Source organism: Novosphingobium sp. SG751A, from assembly GCF_013149295.1.
Taxonomy (GTDB): domain Bacteria; phylum Pseudomonadota; class Alphaproteobacteria; order Sphingomonadales; family Sphingomonadaceae; genus Novosphingobium.
Genome location: NZ_JABGCB010000043.1, coordinates 1 through 15788, shown reverse-complemented (window position 1 = coordinate 15788; position 15788 = coordinate 1). Strand labels below are relative to the sequence as shown.

Below are 15788 nucleotides of genomic sequence, written 5' to 3'. Positions count from 1 at the left end.
ATGCCGCTGATAAGTGATCTCCGGCTTGAGGAACGGAGGATCGGTGATCACGTCATTGCACAAGGTGATCGACAGGTCGATGAAACGGCGGGTCATGCGGTGCGCCCTCCCAGAGTTTCCGCGAACCAGTCGGCGATATAGTCGCGCCCATAGGCCATATTGTCCGCGCCGACATGTTCTACGCCGCCTTCGCGTGCGGTAAAGATCTTCAGCTCGCGGCGGGGGCTGTTGACCAGTTGGTCGTAGCAGTCATGGGCATAGGACACGCTGATCTGTCGATCATCCGCGCCATGCGTGACCAGAAAGGGCACCTTCACCCCGCCCATATGGCCGTTCAAATTCATCGCATCGGACTTTTCGAGGAATTCCTCCATCGATTCCGCGCCGAACGCCCACATCACATGCGCCCAGTAATGGGGCACGGGGTTTTCGCCCTCGCGCTTCATCCGCTTGTCCTGCACCTCGCGCCAGTTGTGGTTTGCGCCCCAGCAGGCGCCGCTGGCAAAGCGCGGCTCATAGGCCACTGCGCGCGGCGCGAAATGGCCGCCCAGCGAAATGCCGGTCATGCCGATACGCTTGGGGTCAACATCGCTCTGCGTTTCCAGCCAGTCCACTGCCTTGCTCGCCCAATTCTCGCTATGCGGATCGACGGGCAGGTTCTGCAGACGCAGCGCCTCGCCCGAACCCGGCTGATCGACGCAGAGCGTGGAAATACCGCGCTGCGCCAGTGCCTCGGGCAGGCGGCTCCAGTAGAGCAGCTCCTTGCAGCTATCCAGACCGTTGCAATAGACCACCACCGGGCGCGGGCCTTCGCCTTGGCCGCGCGTGTAGAGGGCGGGCATCGTGCCGGTGGCCAGTGGGATCTCGACCCGCTCACGGTTGATGCTGCCAAGCGCGGTCGATTTTTCAAACGCGGCCAGCGCGCGTGCATAGGTTTCCGCCCGGCCCGGCGCGCCATGACCCTGCATCCGCTCGGCCACCATCAGGTAAAGCGAGGCGCGCTCCAGCTTGGCGCTGGCCGAAAAGCCGCGCCCCTTGGCCTCATCCTCGGCGGCCAGTTCCACCAGCTTGTCGCCCATCGTGGCCCACTGCTTCATGAAGGCAGGCGTGCCTGCATCGCCGCCACCGGCGGCGGCGTCAATGATGGGCTGGCACATATCGACGATCTCGCCGATCTGTCCGCCGCTTTCGAGAGCGATGGCGACCGACAGGTTCCAGATATAGTTGGGAAAGGGGGAATAAAGCGCCACGATGGGGGTTCCGTTCAGAAATAGGGATGTGGGTTGACGGTCTTGGTCTGGATCGGCTGCAAGACGTCCCAATGTTCGACGATCCGGCCATTTTTCAGCCGGTAGAAATCGGCCACCGTGCCGCCTTCACCTTGCCCGCCGGTGCGGCCATGCAGGTGGATCACCGCCTGATCCCCATCGACCAGAATGCGCTTGATGACAAAGCGCGATTCCGGTTGGGAAAACATGGGTTCCAGAGCTGCAATGGCGGCATCACGGCCATCGGCGATGCCGGGGTTATGCTGAATGTAATCGGGGGCGATATGGTCCAAGAACGCGCCCCGCACATCGCGCAGATCGTAGAACTTATGAGCGAAATCGGCGATGATCGCGCGGTTCCGCTCGGTGGTGGAGAGGGGGCGCGCCTGCGCGGCAACAGGCGCCAGGGCGAGGGCCAAGGCCAGCAGGACGCGCCCGCGCATTACGCGTCCACCGCCACGAACAGGCCTGCGTTTTCATGCGGATGCGGCATGGTCTGCGGCCCGCCCACGCCAATGCCCCATTGGTCCATGACCATCGGCGCGGGGGCGTAAACGGTGGCCTCGCGGGTTTCGAAGTCCACTTCTTCCAGCTCGGCGGTATATTCGGTGACGAAACCGCCCGGCGTGACGAAATAGGAGAAGGTGTTGTCGCCCGCCGTGTGGCGGCCCGGACCCCAGCGGATGTCAAAGCCCTTTTGCTTCAGGCGATGGCCGCCGCGCATCATGCCATCGACGCCTTCCATGTCATAGGCGACATGGTTGAGGCAGGCCGGGCCGGGCAGGATGGCAAAGCGGTGATGGGCATTGTTGCAGCGCAGGAAGCACATGAAATCGCCCAGCCAGTCCGAGACCTTGAAGCCCAGCACATCGCAGAACCACGCGACCAGAGCTTTGTGGTTGGGCGAATGCAGCACGATATGGCTGATCTTGACCGGGATGCCTTCCCAGCGCTCGATCTCGCGCTTGTCTCCGCGTGCGACATCGGCGCTGATTTCCATTTGCAGGCCATCGGGGCTGAAGAAACGGAAGCCATAGCCGCCGCCCGGCGTGGTCAGCTCGCGCGGGGCGTGGACGATCTGGCCGCCTGCGGCCTCGACCTTGGCGGCAAGGGCATCGACATCGGCGCGCGTGTCGGCCGACAGGGCGATGACATCGACGCGGTTTTCCTCTGCGGCGCGCAGGCGGACCACGTGATGCTCGTCATGGCCCTGCGCCTTGAACCAGCGCATTCCGTCGTTCGAAGTCACAGGCTCCAGGCCCCAGACATCGGTGTAATAGGCGGCCTCGGCGTCCAGATCGGTGACGCCATAGCCCACATAGCGGATTTCGGTAACTCGGCTCATTGGATGTTCCTTAGATCAGATGGGCTGCGAGACGACGGCGAACATTTCCTGCGTCGCCTTGGCATTATCGACGGGCGGGCCTTTGCCGATCTGGCCGTGGCAGATCTCAAGGCTCTTCTCGACGATGAAGCGGCAGCGTTCGAAACGACGGTTGCGAAAGGCGGCAAAGGCTTCTTCGGGACTCGCTGCCTTGGCGATTTCATCGGCCAATACGATGCTGTCCTCGATCGCCATGCCTGCGCCCTGGCCCAGATGCGGCGTGGTGGCATGGACCGCATCACCGATCAGCACGACCCGGCCCACATGCCAGTCGTCATAGAGCATCATACCTTCGAGCGGACGATAGACCACGCCTTCGTCATCGGTGATCTGCTCGGCCAGCGCCTGAATGGCGGGAGCGGTATTCGCCAGCTTGCCGCGCATGACGGCGGCGATGCCTTCCTTGGGATACCAAGGATTATCCGGTTCGGGCGTGGTGGCGTACATATACATCAGCGTCTCGCTGATCGGCACAAGGCCCACGCCGGTCGGGCCGTTATAGACATGCAGCGCGTCCAGATCAGCCGGACGCGGGAAGTTATAGCGCCACACCGATTGCCCGGTGAATTGCGGCCCCTGCGCATCGGGCATGATGGTCTTGCGCGTTTGCGAATAGACGCCGTCCGCGCCGATCACGATGGCATAGGTGCCTGTGCTGCCGTCCGAAAAGGTGACGTTGACCGCATCGCCCGTGTCCTCGATGACCTGCGCGGTGATGCCGAGACGGATCTGCGCGCCTGCGTCCTTGGCGGCATCGCCCAGCAGCTTGTGCAGTGCGGGGCGGCCGATGCCCATATTGGCGGGCAGGCCGGGGGCGACCGGGTGGCCGGGAATGCGCGCGATCTTTTGCCCATGCGGCAGATAGATCTCCACCGCGTCAAAGCCGACGCCCGAGGCCAGATAGCCTTCGAGAATGCCCAGTTGCTGGGCAGCCGACAGCACGTTCGATTGCTGGATGATGCCTACGCCGTAAACCGACCAGTTGGGGTCGCGTTCGATGACGGTGACGCTATGGCCTGCCTTGCACAGGGCAATCGCGCTGGTCAGGCCGCCGATGCCGCCGCCGATGACGAGAATATCGAGATTGTTCATGGCCGCGCCTCATGCGCGGCGCCCGTGTTCTGGCGCATATGCTCTCCCCATGCGCCGCGTGGGGCGCGTTGATGAGGATATTTACGCGCGCGCGGGCCAATCTGTAAAAGTCATTATCTGGATCAATTCACATAAATTTCATTTATGATGTAGATTGCGCCGCCAATCGCAATTGCTCGCGCAGCCAGACCAGCCCCGCATCATCGCGCCGCGCCTCGTGAAACTGCGCCATTTCGCGCAGGCGAGGGAAGGGGAAGGGCATGGGCGCAAAGGCCAAATCGAATTGCGGCATCATCGCGCGCACAAGGCGCTTGTGCAAGACGGCCAGACGCATCGTGTTTTGCAGGAACCAAGGCACGCTGGCAAAGGAGGCGACTTCGATGTCGATCCGCCGCTGGCGACCCATGCGGGCGAGCTGCGTGTCGGCAAAGGTGGCCGCGCGCCGCGTGCCCAGCGCCACGCCGACATGGCCGGCGGCAAAGAATTCATCCGCGCTCAAGCCCGAAGCAAAGACCGGATTGCCCGCCCAGCCGACCACGACCTGCTCTTCTTCATAAAGAAATTCAGAGGGATGCCACGGCGCCAGCAATTGTTCGGGCGCGATCAGCAGGTCGATCTTGCCGCCTTCCAGATCGTCGGCATTGCGCTCTGTGGGCTGCATCACCTCCAGCTGGATCTGCGGCGCGGCGGCCGTCACGCGCTGGGCCAGACCGACCAGCACGGCGACCATCACATAGTCCGAGGCGTTGATGCGAAAGCGACGCGTGGAGGTGGCCGGATCAAAACCGGCGGGGGTGGCGATGGCCTGCTCAACGCTTTGCAGGCTGCGCTGGATCTGCGGAAACAGCGTTTCGGCAAAGGGTGTGGGGTGCATCCGCTTGCCCACCTGCACCAGCAGCTCGTCGCCGAAATAGGCGCGCAACCGGCGCAGCGATGCGCTGGCGGCGGGCTGGGTCAGGCCGAGGCGTTCGGCGGTGCGCGTGACGCTGCGCGTTTCCATCAGGGCCGAGAAAACCACCAGCAGGTTCAGGTCGAGCTGTTTGAAGCGCATGGTATGCCGTTCCTCTGCTTATGGGAAAGGCGATAGATCAGAATCGATAATAATGAAAGTGGGGCGGACATACATGCCCGCCCCGCCATCGAAGAGATCAGAATTGCCGATCCATCAGAACTTCAGGCTGGCGCGCACGCCAAAGGTGCGCGGCGGCTGGAACTGATAGGTGTTCTTGCCCGCCACATAATTGCGCGCGGCATAGGCCAGCACCACCTTGTCGGTGAAGTTGCGGATGAAGGCGTCGATCTGCCAGTTGCCCTTGGCGGGCTTGAAGTTGATCGAGGCATTGCCCGTTACATAGGCGCCCGAGCGGGTGTCGGCATCGTTGAACACGTCATAGTAGAAGGCGGCCGAATATTTGCCGTCGATGCGCGGGATGAACGTGCCGAAACCGGCCTCGATCGGGCGTTCCACGCCAAAGGTGGCGACGAAATCGGGCGCGTTGGGCAGGCGGTGGCCGCTGATGTCGCGGTTGTTGCCCGCGCCGTCCAGCACCGTGATGCCCTTGCCGAATTCGGTGTGCAGCAGCGCGATGTTGCTGTCGAGGCGGAAGCCCTGAACCAGCGCGATGGTCTGCAATTCGGCGCCCATGATCTTGGCCGAACCCACGTTGAAAATGCCTGAGCCGCCCGACAGAGCATCGGTGCTGCGCGAGGCCTGATAGCCGCGATAGTCGAAATAGAAGGCGGCGGCGTTCACCTGCAACTTGTTGTCAAAGAAGCGGTTCTTCGAGCCGATTTCCCATGCCGAAAGCTTTTCGGGGGCATAGGCCACCGAGGCCGCCGAACCGTTCGAGTTGAACCCGCCCGCCTTATAGCCGGTGTCGAACTTGGCATAGAGCAGGCTGGTGGGCGTGACCTGATAATCGACGCCGATGTGATAGGTGGGCTGGCTGGTGCTCATGTTGCCGTTGCCGGGCGTGGTAAGCGTCAGGCCGGGGGCAAAGGGGCTGCCCAGCGCGGGCAGGAAGAGGACGGCATTGCCGGTACGGAATTTGCTGTCCCAAGTGTTGCGCGCGCCCAGCGTGATCTTGATCTGGTCATTGACGCGATAGGCGACCTGGCCGAACACTGCGTTAGACTTGGTGGCGATGTTATAATCGAACTTGATGCCATACAGGTTCGGTTGGCCAAGCGCGGCCAGCGGGCCGCCCGGTGCGAACAATCCGGTCATCTGCACATTGTACAGGCCCGAATTGATGGTGTTTTCTTCCTTGAAATTGAACCAGCCCAACTGAAAGAAAAGGCGGCTGTTGGCATTGTTCGACAGGCGCACTTCGTGGTTCCATGTGGTGGGGTCTTCACGCTGGATGAACTGGCGCACCGCCGGATAGATCGGCCCGGTGGCATCGGTGTAGCGGCGGAAGCTGCTCTTGTCATAGCCGCCAGCATAGATCAGCGAGAGTCCGGCGGGCAGCGCGTCATAGACCGCTTCCCAGCGCACGCGGTCGCCCGTCAGCTTGGTGGAGGAGGGGGCGGTGTTGGCAAAGCTCTTGGCATTGCCGAAATCGGGGCGCACGCCGATGGCCGAATCCATCGTCACATCGCCCACATTGTCGATCTCGTCATGCTGATACGAGGCCCACAATTTCAGCCCGTCGACCGGCTTCCACGCGGCCTGAAAACGGCCCGAACCCACCTTCTGATCGTCGCCCCGCAGCGCCGAGCCATTGTAGAGGCCCGTCAGGTTGCGATAGCCGTCATGCGAATGATAGGTGCCCGAAGCGCGCACCTGAAACCGATCCGAAACCGCAAGGTTCACACCGGCATCGGCGTCGAAAGCATTGTAATTGCCGGTGCCGAGGGTGACATAGCCGCCGGTCTTGGCATTCGGCCGGTTGGTGATGATCGAGACGAGGCCGCCGGTCGAGTTGCGCCCGTTGAGCGTGCCTTGCGGACCCTTGAGCACTTCGACGCGGGCCACGTCATACATCGAGGATTGAATGTTGAACGAGCGGTTGGTGTAGAAACCATCGCGCGCAATCGGCACCGAGGGGTCGCCGGTTTCGGTCACGTCGGTGGACGCAATGCCGCGCACCGCAACATAGGCCGCGCCCGTGCTGGTGGTGATGTTCAGGCTGGCGTCGATGCTGGAGAGGGCCTGCATGTTCGACACGCCCTTGGCGGCCAGATCGGCACCCGAATAGACGGTCAGCGCAATCGGCGTCTTTTGCGAGGTGGTTTCCACGCGGCTGGCGGTGACGACGATTTCGGAAAGGCCGCCGGTCTTGGGCGACTCGGGGGCCTGATCGGCGGCATAGGCGGGAACAGCGAAAAAGCTGACGGATGCGCAAAGCGCTGCGGCAAGACCGCGGTTCATGGCAATTCTCCCAGATGGCCGAAAGGGCGTTCGGCATTTTTGCAAAATTAAAACTCTTGTTCTAGATAATGAGCGTTCCAATCCCCTGTCAATATGGTTCGCAAGGGGCACCGTTGCAGGTGGGCAACAGGTGGCGCGATCCGGCCCTCTGAGTGCGGGGGGTGCGGGGCCGATCGAGGGCAGTTTTGCCCGGAAAACCAATAGAGCGCGGTGATGCAATAGGGTGCAGAATGATTATTGCTGCATCTGCTCTAAAACCTCGCATTTGCGGAGATTTTGGTGGCTTAGGTGCTTTCTCACCACGAATCATTGATGGCGTTATAGGCTGTACCATAAATCATATTGATGTGTGCCGGCGCGGCCGCTGTCCTTGCCGGAGTCGCGTTGCTCTCCATTGGATTTTTGCGCCCCGCGCCGCGCCGATGCGGCGGACGATCTTGACAAGAGGTTGCGCTCCGCTTTACCTTTCAGAATAATAGTTCTAATTAAAGTCTGCGGCAGCCCCATGCAAAGCCGCAATTGGGAGAGAGTCTTGAGCGTCCAATCCATCGCCCCGCGCAAGGCGGGTGCTGCGCAGGGAATAACACTGGTCACGGTGGCCTTTTTGCCCATCGTGGCCATCGTTTCGATGTTTCCGGCCGTGCCCGCGATCATCGAGCATTTCGCCGCGCGCGATCCTGCCGCCATCGCCAAGGTGCCCGCCATGGTGTCCGCGCCGGGGCTGACGATTGCGCTGCTGGCGCTGTTCGCGGGCCTGCTGGTGGACCGTTTCGGGCGGCGCAAGCTGTTGCTGGTGTCCACCGCGCTTTACGGCTTTGTGGGCGTGGCGCCTTTCTTCCTCGATTCGATTGACCAGATCTATGTTTCGCGCCTCGCCCTTGGCGTGGCCGAGGCGGCGATCCTGACCACGCTCAACACGCTGGTCGGCGATTATTGGGATGAAAAGGACCGCCGCTTCTGGCTGACCATTCAGGGGCTGGCCGGGCCGTTTCTGGGCAGCGCGGTGATTTTCCTGTCGGGCTATCTGACGGCGGTGCAATGGAACGGGATCTTCCTCGTCTATACGGTCGGCTTCCCTGCTTTCCTCGCCAGCGCCTTCTTCCTCTATGAACCGGCCAGCGATGCCACAGCGCGCAAGATGCTGGGCATGGACGAGGGCGGTGAGCCTTTCCCTTGGCGCAATGTGCTGACCTATGCGGGCGTGACCCTGCTGGGCAGCGGGCTTTATTATGTGTTCATCATCAATGGCGGCATCGTGTGGCAGGAAATCGGGGTGAAGGATCCGGCTTCCATCGGCCGCATGACCAGCATCCCCAGCCTGTTCGTGATGGTGGGCGCGGGTGTGTTCTGGTTCACCGGCAAGATGGGGCCGCGCTGGCAATTGTTCTCGCTTTTCGCGCTGTTGGGCGCGGGACTGGTCACCATCGGGCTGATCCATGACTGGCGCGGCATGGTCGTGGGCATGGCCATTCAGCAGACCGGCGCGGGCATGGCCGTGCCCTGCCTTGTGGCCTGGGCGCAAAGCCATCTGCCCTTTGCCCATCGCGGGCGCGGCATGGGCATCTGGACTGCCTGTTTCTTCTTCGGCCAATTTTCCTCGCCGCTGCTGGTCAGCCTGCTGCGCGAGCATTTTGGCCATATGCAGGGCGCTTTTGTGGCGGCGGGGGTGTTTGGCCTCGTCTGCGCCATTCTGGTGCTGATCGTTGTTTCGGGGCGCGACAATGCCCCCACCGGAGCGTAAAATCATGACATCGAAGATCAAACGGGGCGTCAGCCTCTACAGCTTTCAGGAAGAGATGTTTCTCGGCAAAATGACCGTCGAGGATTGCGTGGCTTTTGGCGCGCAGATAGGCGCGCCGGGCATCGAAATCCTGCCCGAACAGAATATGCCGACCTTCCCCAACATCAGCGATGCTCAGGTTGGTGAATGGCGCGATATGCTGGCTCGCCACGGCGCGCATTTCACCTGCTATGACATGTTCCTCGACACCAAGCGCCGCAAGGACCGCCTGATGACGGACGAGGAGCAGGTGGAAAGCATCCATCGCGACCTGATCCTGTGCAACCGCCTGGGCATCAGGAATATGCGCATCCTGATCTTCGTGCGCCCCGACATTCTCGAAAAATGCGTGCCGATGGCTGAAAAGCTGGATGTGCATATGGGCGTCGAGGTCCATGCGCCCTGGCATCTGGAACATGCCTGGATCCTGCGCACCATTGAGGTGGCCGACCGTCTGGGCACCAAGCATCTTGGCATCCTGCCCGACATGGGCATTTTCATGAAGCATTACCCGCCCGCCTTCCGCGCCCGGTTTGAACGCCAAGGGGCTCGCCCCGAAGTCTGCGACTTCATCGTTGAGCAGCACGAGCAGAAGGTGATGTGCGAATACACCATCTTCGAGGTTGCCGTGAAGATGCAGGGCAACAAGGCCGAGGTGGCCATGGCCGAAACCCTGCGCCACGCCCCTTATGCCAACCCCAAGCGGATCGGCGATTACGCCCCCTATTTCCGCCACATTCAGGCCAAATTCTATGAAATGAACGAGGATTGCACCGATCCCGCCATCGCCTATGACGAGGTGATCCCGGCGCTGGTCAAGGCAGGCTGGGAAGGCACCTTGTCCTCCGAATATGAAGGCAACCGCTGGATTCAGGACGTGCATGAAGTGGACAGCCGCGAACAGGTCCGCCGCCAGCATGTGATGTTCGAACGCCTGATCGCGCAGGCTGAAGCGGCATGAGGCGCGCGCTCACCCTTGCCCCGTTGGCGTTGACGTTGGTTCTGGCGCCTGCGGCCCATGCCCAGATGCCGGGGCCCAGCCGCGAGACGATGGCCGCCCCTGTGCAGGCAGGCACCATCACGCTCAACGCCGACGCGCCTGATCGCGAGGTCTGGCACCGCGACAATGGCTTGATCGCGGTGCGCAATGTCACGCGCCCAACGATCACCCCCTTCCTGCCCAAGCGCAAGGGCACCGGGGCGGCGGTGATCGTTGCGCCCGGCGGCGGCTTCCTTGGTCTGGCCATCGAAAAGGAAGGCTGGCAGATCGCCCGCTATTTCGCCGATCACGGCATTGCCGCCTTCGTGCTGAAATATCGCGTGCTGCCCACGCCCGCCTCGCAGGCCGAATTTGCCGACCAGCTGACCCGCGCGATCCGCGGCGAAAAGGTCGCCATGGCCAGCCCGCCCGACGACACCCCGCCCGAGGCGCTGGCCGATGGGCTGGCGGCCTTGCACTATGTGCGCGGCCATGCCGGGCAATGGGGCGTAGACCCGGCGCGCATCGGCTTCATGGGCTTTTCCGCCGGAGGGTTTTTGACCCGCAGCGTGGTGGAGAATGCCGGCGCCGACATGCCCGCCTTTGTCGCGCCCATCTATCCCAATATGGCGGCGATGAAAGTGCCCGACAATGCCCCGCCGATGTTCGTGGCGATTGCTGCGGATGACTTCCTGCTGGCGCGGGCGGGCGGGCCGAAACTGATCGATTCCTATCGCGCGGCGGGCAAATCCGTCGAGTTCCATCTGTTTTCCGCCGGCGACCACGGCTTTGGCCCCGGCGCGCCGGGCACGCCCACCGAAGGCTGGCTGGACGTGATGCGCCGCTGGCTGCGCACGCGCGGCATCATCAAGGAATAAAACCATGTTTGACAAATATACGATTGATCCTGCCACCGTCGCCAACACCGGCCCGGCCGATGCGCCCACCGGTTTCTCCTTCACCACCAAGCTGGGCTATTATCGCGGCCTTGGCCTTTCGATGATCGAGGACCTGAAAGTCTCGATCGACGGCGAGGCGCTCCCCCGCGAGGCGATCACGTTTGACGAAGGCGAAGGTCCGCTGACGCTGGACGAGATGGAGACGGCCTTTGACCGCCGCTGGCCCTTTGGCGCGCCTGCGACGATTCATGTGGCGCTGCCCGGCGGCTTTCCGGCGGGCGAGCATAAGCTCTCGCTGCAACAGCGCCTGCGCATTTCGTACATGCCGTTCCCGTCCTTCAACAATGACGAGAAGGTGATCAGCCTGTGATCGACCGCAGGGCCATGCTGGGCGCGACTGTCGCCTTGACCGCCGCTCCCATGGCCCTGCACGCCGCTGGCAAGGCCAAGCCGTTCAACCCGGCCTTCCCCAAGGGTTTCCTGTGGGGCACGGCCACCGCCGCGCATCAGGTAGAAGGCAACAACACCTCTTCGGACGTGTGGTTTCTGGAGCATCAAAAGCCCACCGTCTATGCCGAACCTTCGGGCGATGCGGCGAACAGTTTTCTGCTGTGGGAACAGGACCTCGATCTGGTCAAAAGCCTTGGGCTGAACACCTATCGCTTCAGCCTGGAATGGGCGCGGATCGAGCCGGAGCAGGGCCTGTTCTCCATCGCCATGCTCGATCACTATAAGGCGATGATCGAGGGCTGCCACGCGCGCGGCATCACGCCGGTTGTCACCTTCAACCACTTCACCACGCCGCGCTGGTTCGCCGCCCTTGGGGGATGGCATGGCGATGATGCGCCCGCCTTGTTCGCCCGCTATTGCGACCGCGCCGCGCGCCATCTGGCGGGGGGCATTGCCTATGCCACCACGCTGAATGAACCCAACCTTTCAGGGAAACTGGGCGAACTGCTGCCCGGCGACCTGCTGGGCGCGGACAAGGAGATGGTGGAAGCCGCAGCCAAGGCGCTGGGCGTGGCGCTCTATCAACCGGGCAATCCGCTCTACACGCCCGATGGCGCCCGCACGCAAAGACATTTGCTCGAAGGCCACCGTCTGGGCCGCGCCGCTATTAAAGCTGTGCGCTCCGATCTGCCCGTCGGCGTCAGTCTGGCCATGCTGGACGAACAGGCCGCGCCCGGTCTGCCCAAGGGCGCGGTCAGCCTGCGCGATGCCAAGCGCGAGCATTTCTATGGCGAATGGCTGCGTCTGGCCAAGACGGATTGCGATTTCCTCGGCATCCAGAATTACGAACGCAGCGTGTGGACCGACAAGGGCAAGCTGCCCAACCCGTCCGGCGCTGTGACGAACACGATGGGGGCAGAGGTCTATCCGCCATCCCTCGCAGGCGTGGCGCGCTATGCCCATGCGCAGACCAATCTGCCGATCATGGTGACTGAGCATGGCGTGGGCAGCGAGCATGACGAGATCCGCGCCAATCTGATCCCGGCCGCTCTCACCGAGCTGAAAAAGGCGATGGATGATGGCGTGCCGGTGATCGGCTATTGCCACTGGAGCCTGATCGACAATTACGAATGGGTGTTCGGTTATCGCATCCGCTTTGGCCTGTGCGAACTGGACCGCGCCACGTTCAAGCGCACGCCCAAGCCCAGCGCCGGGGTGCTGGGCCGGATCGCGCGCGCCAATTCTGTCTAAACCGTCAGCGCCACCTTGCCCGCTATCCCTCGCGCGGCAAGGCGGCGCAGGATCTCCGGCCCCTCGCTCAGCGCAAAGACCTGCAAGGGCGGGGGCGGCATCGCCCTTGTCGCCAGCATGGCAAACACATCGGCCATATTCGCCCGGTGAAGCTCGGGCGAGCGTTTCGTAAACGCGCCCCAGAACACGCCCATAATCGCCGCCGATTTGAGCAGCGGCAGATTGAGCGCAATGGCCGGAATCGTCCCGCTGGCAAAGCCGATCACCAGATGGCGCCCCTCCGGCGCGATGGCGCGAAAGGCGATCTCGCTCGCATCGCCGCCGACGGGATCGAAGATCACATCATAGGGCCCGCTCCCCCTGATCGCCTCCTGCGAATTGTCGATTAAGGTCTGCGCTCCCTGCTGCCCTGCCAGTGCGCGCTTTTCCGCGCTGGATGCCGCAGCCACCACCCGCGCGCCCATCGCCGCGCCCAGCGCCGCCGCCGCCAGCCCCACCCCGCCGCCCGCGCCCAGCACCAGCATCCGCTCTCCCGGCATCAGCCTCGCGCGCTGGCGCAGGGCATGGATCGCCGTGCCATAGGTCATCAGCAGCGCGCCGCCCGTGGCGAAATCTATCGCATTGGGCAGGGCGACAAGATTGGCCGCATCGACCACCACCTGTTCGGCAAAGGCGCCCTGAACCGTCATCGCGCAGACCCGGTCGCCCACCTGCCAGCCCTGTACATCGGGGCCGACGGCATTGATCATGCCCGCTACCTCGCTGCCGGGGATAAAAGGGGGTTCTGCGCGCACATGATAGCGCCCCTCGATCATCAGCGTGTCGGGGAAATTGACCCCGGCGCCGTGGACAGCGATGCGCACCTGTCCTGCCTCCGGCTCCGGCGTGGGCCATTCGCGCAGGCGTAGGGTTTGGGCCATATTCTCTGTCTCGAATATACCAATTTTCTCGCATACCAGCGCGCGCATCGGCAATTCTCCCGCAGGGGCCGCTTGGGGCCTTTATGCGGATCAGCCTATTCAAATATGCACCCATATGCAAATTTATAATAGACAGTGCGGCGATCATCGCGCATAGAGCGGATAAGGCGAGCTGCCGCGAAGATGGTGTGGCGGCATCGTCAATGCAAGAGAAGGATGCATCAATGAGCGCGATCTATATCGTCAGCGCGGTTCGGACGGCGATCGGCGATTTCGGCGGCGGGCTGAAAAGCTTCATGCCCTCTGATCTGGCGGGCCTCGTTGCCGCCGAGGCGGTGCGCCGCGCGGGCGTGGCGGCGGGCGATGTCGGCCATGTCGTCTTTGGTCAGGTCGTTCCCAGCAGTTCGAAAGACGCTTATGTCGCCCGCGTGGCGGCGCTCAATGCGGGCATTCCGGTCGAAACCCCTGCGCTGACGGTCAACCGCCTGTGCGGTTCAGGGCTTCAGGCGATCATTTCGGCGGCCCAGATGATGAAGCTGGGCGAGGCCGAGGTGACGCTGGCGGGCGGGGTGGAGAGCATGTCCAACGCCCCCTATCACGACCATGGCCAGCGCTGGGGCCGCAAGATGGGTGATGCGCAATTGGTCGATGCGATGGTGCAGGCGCTGACCGATCCGGTGGGCGGCTATCACATGGGCGTGACGGCGGAAAATGTGGCCGAGCGCCACGGCATCACCCGCGAGGTGCAGGATGCTCTGGCGGTCGAGGGCCACGCCCGCGCGATTCGGGCCATTGAGGAAGGGCGCTTCAAGGAGCAGATCCTGTCGGTGGAAATCAAGACCCGCAAGGGCGTGACGGTGTTCGACACCGACGAACACCCGCGCGCCGGCACCAATGCCGAAAGCCTTGCGGCCATGAAGCCGGTGTTCAAGAAGGACGGCACCGTCACCGCCGCCAATGCCAGCGGGATCAACGATGGCGCGGCCGCCGTGCTGCTGGCGACGGGCGATGCGGTGGCGGCCAAGGGGCTGAAGCCGCTGGCGCGGATCGTCAGTTGGGGCCATGCCGGGGTGGAACCGGCGCTGATGGGCGTGGGGCCGGTGCGCGCTGTGCCGGTGGCGCTGGCGCGCGCGGGGCTGACGCTGGCCGATATGGACGTGATCGAGGCCAACGAAGCCTTTGCCGCGCAGGCGCTGGCCGTGGCGGGCGAACTGGGCTTTGATCCGGAGAAGCTGAACCCCAATGGCAGCGGCATTGCGCTGGGCCATCCGATTGGCGCGACGGGGGCGATTCTGACGGTGAAAGCAGCCTATGAATTGCGGCGCACCGGCGGGCGCTATGGGTTGATCACCATGTGCATCGGCGGCGGTCAGGGGATCGCCATGGTTATCGAGGCGGTGTGATGGCGGACTATCGTTTCATCAAGGCGCAGCGCGAGGGTGATGTGGTAACCATCGCGCTCAACCGGCCGGACAAGCTCAATGCGCTGACCCCGGCGATGTTTGGCGAACTGGGCGCGGCGGTGGCCGAGGCGGTGGCGCAGGGCGCGCGGGCGCTGGTGCTGACCGGCGAGGGCCGGTTCTTCTGCTCGGGCGCCGATATTGCCCCCGATGGCGCGGGTTATGAGGGCCTGCCTGAGGATCTGGGCGCGCTGCTCGATGCGGCCTATAATCCCTTTGCGCGGCAATTGGCGGCGCTGGAAATCCCGGTGGTGACGGCTCTGAATGGCCCCTGCGCGGGGGCCGGGATGAGCATTGCTCTGGCCGGTGACATCGTGGTGATGGGCCAGAGCGCCTATCTGTTGCTGGCTTTCGTCAATATCGGTCTGGTGCCTGATGCGGGCGCGACATGGCTGGTGGCGCGCAGCGCGGGCCGTGCGCGGGCGCTGGAAATGGCGCTGCTCGGCGAACGCATGGGCGCCGAGGAGGCGAAGGCAGCGGGGCTGGTTACGCGGGTTGTGGCCGATGATGACGTGCTGGGCGAGGCGCAGGCGCTGGCCGCGCGACTGGCCGCCGGTCCCACCCGCGCGATGGGCCTGATTCGCCGACAGGTGGCCTTTGCGCTGGAACAGGGTTTCGATGCGACGCTGGATGTGGAGCGGGATAACCAGTCGATTGCCGGGCGCACCGGCGATTTCGCCGAGGCCATCACGGCCTTTGCCGAAAAGCGGAAGCCGCAGTTTTCGGGCCGCTAAGGCCTTGGTTCTGATGATGGTTTAAAAAGGTGCAGCCATGAAGTGTTTAGTCCCGATCAAGCGAGTGTTGGATTACAACGTGAAGCCACGTGTGAAGGGTGACGGCACGGGTGTTGACTTGTCGAATGTGAAGATGAGCATGAACCCGTTTGACGAGATCGCGGTGGAAGAGGCGGTTCGGCTGAAGGAGAAGGGCGT

Annotated in this window: 14 protein-coding genes and 1 pseudogene; 8 read left to right on the top strand and 7 right to left on the bottom strand. The window is 63.2% G+C overall.

Going from position 1 to position 15788, the window contains the following annotated elements; genetic code table 11:
• Nucleotides 1-92: 92 nt before the first annotated feature.
• The 6 genes from FHW96_RS25370 to FHW96_RS25345 form a co-directional block, all read right to left on the bottom strand.
• Nucleotides 93-1250 (bottom strand): alpha/beta fold hydrolase, encoded by a 1158-nt coding sequence (locus FHW96_RS25370; RefSeq protein WP_172343349.1) that lies wholly within the window; start codon nucleotides 1248-1250, stop codon nucleotides 93-95.
• A gap of 14 nt (nucleotides 1251-1264) precedes the next feature.
• The gene (locus tag FHW96_RS25365; RefSeq protein WP_172343348.1) at nucleotides 1265-1711 is read right to left on the bottom strand and encodes a nuclear transport factor 2 family protein; all 447 of its coding nucleotides are present in this window, start codon (nucleotides 1709-1711) and stop codon (nucleotides 1265-1267) included.
• Entirely contained in the window at nucleotides 1711-2613 is a 903-nt protein-coding gene (locus tag FHW96_RS25360; protein ID WP_172343347.1) for a VOC family protein, read from the bottom strand. The genes FHW96_RS25365 and FHW96_RS25360 overlap by 1 nt, the downstream gene beginning before the upstream one ends.
• 15 nt (nucleotides 2614-2628) lie before the next feature.
• A complete protein-coding gene (locus FHW96_RS25355) occupies nucleotides 2629-3744 on the bottom strand; it encodes an FAD-dependent oxidoreductase (protein WP_172343346.1) in 1116 nt (371 codons plus the stop codon).
• Nucleotides 3745-3886: 142 nt separating this feature from the next.
• A complete protein-coding gene (locus FHW96_RS25350; protein ID WP_172343345.1) occupies nucleotides 3887-4795 on the bottom strand; it encodes a LysR family transcriptional regulator in 909 nt (302 codons plus the stop codon).
• Nucleotides 4796-4909: 114 nt separating this feature from the next.
• Nucleotides 4910-7117: a TonB-dependent receptor gene (locus tag FHW96_RS25345; RefSeq protein ID WP_172343344.1), complete on the bottom strand. Its 2208-nt coding sequence runs from the start codon at nucleotides 7115-7117 to the stop codon at nucleotides 4910-4912.
• Nucleotides 7118-7649: 532 nt separating this feature from the next.
• Here FHW96_RS25345 and FHW96_RS25340 point away from each other — a divergent pair.
• From FHW96_RS25340 to FHW96_RS25320, 5 genes are read left to right on the top strand one after another with little or no spacing between them, the layout of a single operon-like run.
• The gene (locus FHW96_RS25340; protein WP_253951264.1) at nucleotides 7650-8858 is read left to right on the top strand and encodes an MFS transporter; all 1209 of its coding nucleotides are present in this window, start codon (nucleotides 7650-7652) and stop codon (nucleotides 8856-8858) included.
• A 4-nt stretch (nucleotides 8859-8862) separates the two neighbouring features.
• On the top strand, nucleotides 8863-9858 hold the full coding sequence (locus FHW96_RS25335) for a sugar phosphate isomerase/epimerase (protein WP_253951263.1): 996 nt from the start codon (nucleotides 8863-8865) through the stop codon (nucleotides 9856-9858).
• Nucleotides 9855-10754, top strand: a complete 900-nt coding sequence (locus FHW96_RS25330; protein ID WP_172343342.1) for an alpha/beta hydrolase — start codon at nucleotides 9855-9857, stop codon at nucleotides 10752-10754. The genes FHW96_RS25335 and FHW96_RS25330 overlap by 4 nt, the downstream gene beginning before the upstream one ends.
• Before the next feature lie 4 nt (nucleotides 10755-10758).
• Nucleotides 10759-11145: a DUF6379 domain-containing protein gene (locus tag FHW96_RS25325; protein WP_172343341.1), complete on the top strand. Its 387-nt coding sequence runs from the start codon at nucleotides 10759-10761 to the stop codon at nucleotides 11143-11145.
• Nucleotides 11142-12476, top strand: a complete 1335-nt coding sequence (locus FHW96_RS25320; RefSeq protein WP_172343340.1) for a family 1 glycosylhydrolase — start codon at nucleotides 11142-11144, stop codon at nucleotides 12474-12476. Before FHW96_RS25325 ends, FHW96_RS25320 begins: the two co-directional genes overlap by 4 nt.
• Here FHW96_RS25320 and FHW96_RS25315 read toward each other — a convergent pair.
• On the bottom strand, nucleotides 12473-13396 hold the full coding sequence (locus FHW96_RS25315) for an NADPH:quinone oxidoreductase family protein (protein ID WP_253951262.1): 924 nt from the start codon (nucleotides 13394-13396) through the stop codon (nucleotides 12473-12475). The two genes, FHW96_RS25320 and FHW96_RS25315, sit on opposite strands and share 4 nt — an antisense overlap.
• A 224-nt stretch (nucleotides 13397-13620) precedes the next feature.
• Here FHW96_RS25315 and bktB point away from each other — a divergent pair, with 224 nt between their 5' ends.
• From bktB to FHW96_RS25300, 3 genes and pseudogenes are all read left to right on the top strand, one after another.
• Entirely contained in the window at nucleotides 13621-14799 is a 1179-nt protein-coding gene (gene bktB, locus FHW96_RS25310; RefSeq protein WP_172343338.1) for a beta-ketothiolase BktB, read from the top strand.
• Nucleotides 14799-15590, top strand: a complete 792-nt coding sequence (locus FHW96_RS25305) for an enoyl-CoA hydratase-related protein (RefSeq protein ID WP_172343337.1) — start codon at nucleotides 14799-14801, stop codon at nucleotides 15588-15590. Before bktB ends, FHW96_RS25305 begins: the two co-directional genes overlap by 1 nt.
• Nucleotides 15591-15627: 37 nt before the next feature.
• Nucleotides 15628-15788, top strand: a pseudogene (locus FHW96_RS25300) (electron transfer flavoprotein subunit beta/FixA family protein); the annotation flags it as partial.

Excerpts from the sequence above, each read along its gene's own strand:
- FHW96_RS25365 (WP_172343348.1), bottom strand. The coding sequence starts at position 1,711 with ATGCGCGGGCGCGTCCTGCTGGCCTTGGCCCTCGCCCTGGCGCCTGTT.
- FHW96_RS25305 (WP_172343337.1), top strand. The coding sequence starts at position 14,799 with ATGGCGGACTATCGTTTCATCAAGGCGCAGCGCGAGGGTGATGTGGTA.
- FHW96_RS25350 (WP_172343345.1), bottom strand. The coding sequence starts at position 4,795 with ATGCGCTTCAAACAGCTCGACCTGAACCTGCTGGTGGTTTTCTCGGCC.
- FHW96_RS25360 (WP_172343347.1), bottom strand. The coding sequence starts at position 2,613 with ATGAGCCGAGTTACCGAAATCCGCTATGTGGGCTATGGCGTCACCGAT.
- FHW96_RS25355 (WP_172343346.1), bottom strand. The coding sequence starts at position 3,744 with ATGAACAATCTCGATATTCTCGTCATCGGCGGCGGCATCGGCGGCCTG.
- FHW96_RS25315 (WP_253951262.1), bottom strand. The coding sequence starts at position 13,396 with ATGGCCCAAACCCTACGCCTGCGCGAATGGCCCACGCCGGAGCCGGAG.
- FHW96_RS25330 (WP_172343342.1), top strand. The coding sequence starts at position 9,855 with ATGAGGCGCGCGCTCACCCTTGCCCCGTTGGCGTTGACGTTGGTTCTG.
- FHW96_RS25325 (WP_172343341.1), top strand. The coding sequence starts at position 10,759 with ATGTTTGACAAATATACGATTGATCCTGCCACCGTCGCCAACACCGGC.
- FHW96_RS25335 (WP_253951263.1), top strand. The coding sequence starts at position 8,863 with ATGACATCGAAGATCAAACGGGGCGTCAGCCTCTACAGCTTTCAGGAA.
- bktB (WP_172343338.1), top strand. The coding sequence starts at position 13,621 with ATGAGCGCGATCTATATCGTCAGCGCGGTTCGGACGGCGATCGGCGAT.
- FHW96_RS25345 (WP_172343344.1), bottom strand. The coding sequence starts at position 7,117 with ATGAACCGCGGTCTTGCCGCAGCGCTTTGCGCATCCGTCAGCTTTTTC.